The organism is Pedobacter sp. UYP1 (assembly GCF_040547305.1).
GTDB lineage: Bacteria > Bacteroidota > Bacteroidia > Sphingobacteriales > Sphingobacteriaceae > Pedobacter.
Window position 1 is genome coordinate 1 of record NZ_JBEPPL010000037.1, and the last position, 5,116, is coordinate 5,116.

General features: G+C 36.1%; 3 protein-coding genes. All 3 read left to right on the forward strand.

Annotation, left to right across the window (positions count from 1 at the left end):
• Positions 1–588 (forward strand): phosphopantetheine-binding protein (locus tag ABIB30_RS27130; protein WP_354306149.1); only part of this gene is annotated, 588 nt, incomplete at its 5' end.
• 13 nt (positions 589–601) lie between these two features.
• A complete protein-coding gene (locus ABIB30_RS27135) occupies positions 602–3,997 on the forward strand; it encodes a non-ribosomal peptide synthetase (protein ID WP_354306150.1) in 3,396 nt (1,131 codons plus the stop codon).
• Positions 3,990–5,116 (forward strand): beta-ketoacyl synthase N-terminal-like domain-containing protein (locus tag ABIB30_RS27140; RefSeq protein WP_354306151.1); only part of this gene is annotated, 1,127 nt, incomplete at its 3' end. The genes ABIB30_RS27135 and ABIB30_RS27140, both read left to right, overlap by 8 nt.

The following is a 5,116-nucleotide window of genomic DNA, read 5'->3' on the forward strand; positions in this document are numbered from 1 at the left end:
CATTTTGTTGCAGCCAGGTCGAAAGAATTGCCAGGGTGGAAAGCTGTAGGGCTTGCAGGTATGGCTTTTACTGAACAGGATATAAAAAATGAGAACACTCAAAATAGATTTTTATTGACTCCACAAGAAGTAGCTGGCTTGTTTGAATGGAGTTTGTTAACTACTGATAGCCCGGTTCTGGCAGAATCAACAGTGGATCTCCCAAAAAGAATACTGGAAGTTTATAACAAAAAGGAAATTATTTCGGATGAATTTTCTTTAAAAAATATGAATAAAACTGGGCGACCGACTTTATCATCGATTTATGCAGCACCGTTTACAAAAACTGAAATCGCTTTGAATGTGATTTTTGAAGAATTTTTTGCGATGAGCGGAATTGGGATAAATGACGACTTTTTTGAATTGGGAGGTGATTCATTAAAAGGAATGATGATGCTGAAAAGAATTAAAAAGGAATTTAGTGTTAATGTTCCATTAAAGGATTTTTTTGAAAAAAAGAATATCAGGGAAGTTGCCAATTATATCGATGAGATCAGATTCCTGTTTGAAGACACTACAGCTACAACCGATAAAACTATTATAATATAAACCACTTATAACAATGGAAATACTAAAACTAATTAAAGGATTCAAGGATAATGGTATAAGCATCACTTTGCAGGGTGATAACTTAAAAGTGAATTATAGCGGAGATAAACTACCTGATGTAATCATCAGCCAGCTGAAAGATAATAAAGAAGAGATAATCAATTTCTTAAAACAGGAACATATTAGCGAGAACATTGATATTCCTGTAATTGATCAGCAACCCGGTTATCACTTGTCGTCTTCCCAAAGCAGATTGTGGCTGCTGAGTCAGTTTGAAGATGGTAATGTGGCTTACAATATGCTTGGAACCTATGTGTTTGAAGGGAAATTAAATACGTTGGCCTTTGATTATGCTTTTAAAAGTTTAATTGAACGACATGAAATATTAAGAACCGTGTTCAGCGATGAGACCGGGGATGTCAGACAATTAATTAAAACACCGGATGAATTTGTATTTAATATAGATTATTTTGATTTAAGTGAGGAAGACCAAAAGGAGGAGCAGTTGAGAATACTCATCGAACAAGATTCAGTTCAACCTTTTAATTTGACTACGGGACCACTGTTAAGGGCTGCTATATTTCAATTAGAAACAGATAAATGGGTATTTAGCTACGTAATGCATCATATTATCAGTGATGGATGGTCAATGAATGTTTTGATAAAGGAATTATTGTTGTTCTATAATTCGTATTTACAAGGCGAAGAGAATCCACTGGAGCCTTTGCGTATACAATATAAAGATTATGCAAACTGGCAGCAGCAGCAGTTAAATGATAAATCCATATATAATCATAAAAACTATTGGTTAAATCAGCTTTCAGGTGAGTTGCCTTTGTTAGATCTGCCAGTTGACAGCATGCGTCCTGTGGTTAAGACATACAACGGTGCTTCAATAAATAAAATGATTCCTGTAGAATTGACTCAGGGGCTGAAATCAATTGTCAATGATGGCGGTGGAACCTTATTTATGGGGTTATTAACCTTGGTAAATGCCTTGTTGTACCGGTATACCCAGCAAGAAGATATTATTATAGGTACACCCGTTGCAGGCAGAGAGCATACAGATCTTGAAAATCAAATTGGTTTTTATTTAAATACATTGGCTTTGAGAACCAGATTTAAAGGAGAAGACAATTTCAGACAGTTACTTGATCGTGTAAAAGAAGTTACTTTAGGAGGCTATGAACATCAGATATATCCTTTTGATGAATTGATCAATGATCTGGATCCTCAGCAGGGAATGAGCAGGAGTGCATTGTTTGATGTAATGATTGTATTACAAAATGCGAATGCAGGTACGGAAGGTCAGCAACAACAATTGATTGATTTGAGTATTAATGAATATAATATTGGTGAATATACAGTAAGTAAATTTGAACTCACTTTTAATTTTACAGAGAAAGCAGAAGGTTTACAAATCGTTTTAGAATATAATAAAGACATTTTTAATGAAGAAACAATTAATAGACTAGCCAGTCATTTTGTTCAGTTATTGGAAGCAGTCATTGCCCAGCCTACTAAGGCAATCCAGCACTTATATTACCTGAGTAAGGAAGAAGAACAAGCTTTACTGATAGATTTTAATAAGACTTCAGCAATTGATAATGGAAATAATACTATACTGAATCTTTTTGAAAGTAGTGTTGCACTGATACCAGATGCTATTGCACTGCAGTTTGGCGAATTAACACTTAACTATAGTGAATTGAATACTTACACCAACCAGTTGGGGAGTTATTTGAGAAATAAATATCAAATTGGTCCTGATGACCTGGTTGGAATTAGTTTAGCCCATAGTGAATGGATGATAATAGCAATAATGGGCGTGTTAAAATCGGGTGGCGCATATGTTCCAATAGATCCTAACTATCACCAGGATCATGCTGATTTTATTTTAAAAGATAGTGGATGTAAAATATTACTGGATGATGAAGCACTGAACTTATTTAAGCTGGAAAGAGAAAATTACAGTGGTGATAATTTAGAAGTTATTAATAAATCTGATGATTTAGCATATGTAATTTATACTTCAGGATCTACCGGCAGGCCAAAAGGATGCGCAATGACGCATCGTAATCTATTGAATTATATTGAATGGGCAAATGATTATTACTTTGAGAATGTGGCTGTAACTAATTTTAGTTTGTTTACTTCTCTTTCTTTTGATCTGACTGTTACCAGTATTTTTTGCACGCTGACCAAGGGCGGTAAGCTTGTAATTTATTCGCAGCAAACGGATATTTCGGAAATTCTTAAACTGAGTTTCAATGGAGAATATGGCGTGAACAGCATTAAACTTACTCCATCGCATATTAATTTATTAAAATACCTCAATCTTAGTTCTCCTGCAGTGAAGATTGCTATTGTGGGCGGTGAAGAAGTAACGACTGAGCACATTCGTATTCTAAAAAATATTAACCCTCATATAGAAATCTATAATGAATACGGGCCAACAGAGAGTACTGTAGGTTGTGTGGTAAAAAGGCTGGAAGAGAGTAAGCCTGTAGTCATTGGAAAGCCAATTGCTAATATCAATATCCTGATATTAGATAAAAATATGGCCCTGTGTCCGATAGGTGTTATTGGAGAAATATGTATAGGTGGGGCGGGTCTGGCACGTGGTTATTTGAATCAGCTGGAGTTAACAGCTGAAAGATTTGTCTCTGATCCCTTTCATTTGGGAGAACGGCTTTTTAGGTCTGGAGATCTGGGCAGATGGTCGGCTAGTGGAGATATTTCATTCTATGGCAGAAACGATGATCAGGTAAAAATACGTGGTTACCGCATTGAACTTAGTGGTATTGAAGCTAAGCTGAAAGAACACCCTCTTATAGGTGCAGCAGTTGCAATAGTAAACATACATCCAGAAAGGGGAAGCGAATTGATTGCCTATATAGTCGGTGATGAAATGATGAATGTAGTGGATCTGCAATTATATCTGAGCCAGTCTCTACCCGCATATATGCTGCCTGATTATTTTGTGCAACTGGATAAACTTCCATTGACTGTTAATGGGAAAATAAATAAAAATATGTTGCCTGACGCTGAGGGACTGGCTATGAAAACGGGTACAGTGTATGTAGCTCCTCGTAATGAGACAGATGAAAAACTTATAGAAATATGGCGCAAGATATTAGGACGGGAGAATTTTGGAATTAAAGATACTTTCTTTAGTCTGGGTGGGAACTCTGTTAAACTGGTGAAAATGGTATCCCTGATCAATAGTACGTTTGATCAGAAATTAACTATTGTATTAGGATTCAGACTACCAACTATCCAGACTATATCAGATCATTTTAGTTCAAATATGACTGATAAAGTAGAAGATTCAGATATGGATGCGAAGATGTCAGTTGATGCGATGAATGATACTTTTAAATCATTAAATAATGTTTTGAATGACTGATAAAAAGAATTATAACGGTTTGGAAATTGCTGTTGTTGGCATAGCCTGTCATGTTCCGGGAGCAGGAAACTGGAGAGATTATTGGAGAAATCTTATCCAGGGTGTTGAATCTGTTGATTTTCTGACTGACCAGGAATTAACAGATCTGGGTATTGATCATTATCCTGCAGATCATGCTAATTACGTGAATTCAAGAACCACTATAAAAGATAAAAATTTATTCGATTATTCTTTTTTTGGTTATAGCCCTGCTGAAGCCAGGTTATTGAATCCGCTTCATCGGATTCTTCATCAATGTGCTTGGGAAGCTCTGGAAGATGCAGGGTGTGATCCTGATACTCACAAAGGTTTAATTAGTCTTTATGTGGGTAGTGGTGATGATTTTAATTGGAAGATTTACTCCGCACTGAAAAATAAAAAGAGCGGGGATATTGATGATTTTACACTTAATCTTATCAATAATAAAGATTATCTAGCCTCTCTTATTTCTTATAAACTTAATCTTAAAGGCCCTTCACTTACAGTCAATACTGCCTGTTCAACTTCTCTTGTAGCCATAAATATGGCCTGTAAAAGCTTATTGTTGGGAGAAAGCACAACAGCGCTCGCTGGAGGGATTTCAATAGCAACCAATCAGCAGAAAGGTTATTTTCATCAAGAGGGTATGACACTTTCAACTGATGGTCATTGTCGTGCATTTGATAAGGATGCTGATGGAATTGTATCATCAGAAGGGGCTGGAATTGTGGTTCTTAAGAGACTTTCCAGTGCTATTAAGGATGGAGATCACATCTATGCAGTAATCAAAGGAAGTGCAATCAATAATGATGGAAATAGAAAAGTAGGATTTACTGCACCTAGTGTTGACGGTCAGGTTGAGTGTATAAGAAAAGCTCAGATATTTGCTCAGGTAGACCCTGATACTATTAATTATATAGAAGCTCATGGAACAGGAACGAGATTAGGAGATCCAATTGAACTTGAAGCATTAAATATTGCTTTTAATAGAAATGCAGAAAAGTACTGTGCAATAGGATCAGTTAAAACAAATATCGGTCACCTTGATGCAGCTGCCGGAGTAGCAGGTCTGATCAAAACTGCCCTGAGCTTAACACACCG

What these genes read in the sequence shown, in the direction of transcription:
- ABIB30_RS27135 (WP_354306150.1), top strand. Translation starts at nt 602, where the DNA reads ATGGAAATACTAAAACTAATTAAAGGATTCAAGGATAATGGTATAAGC.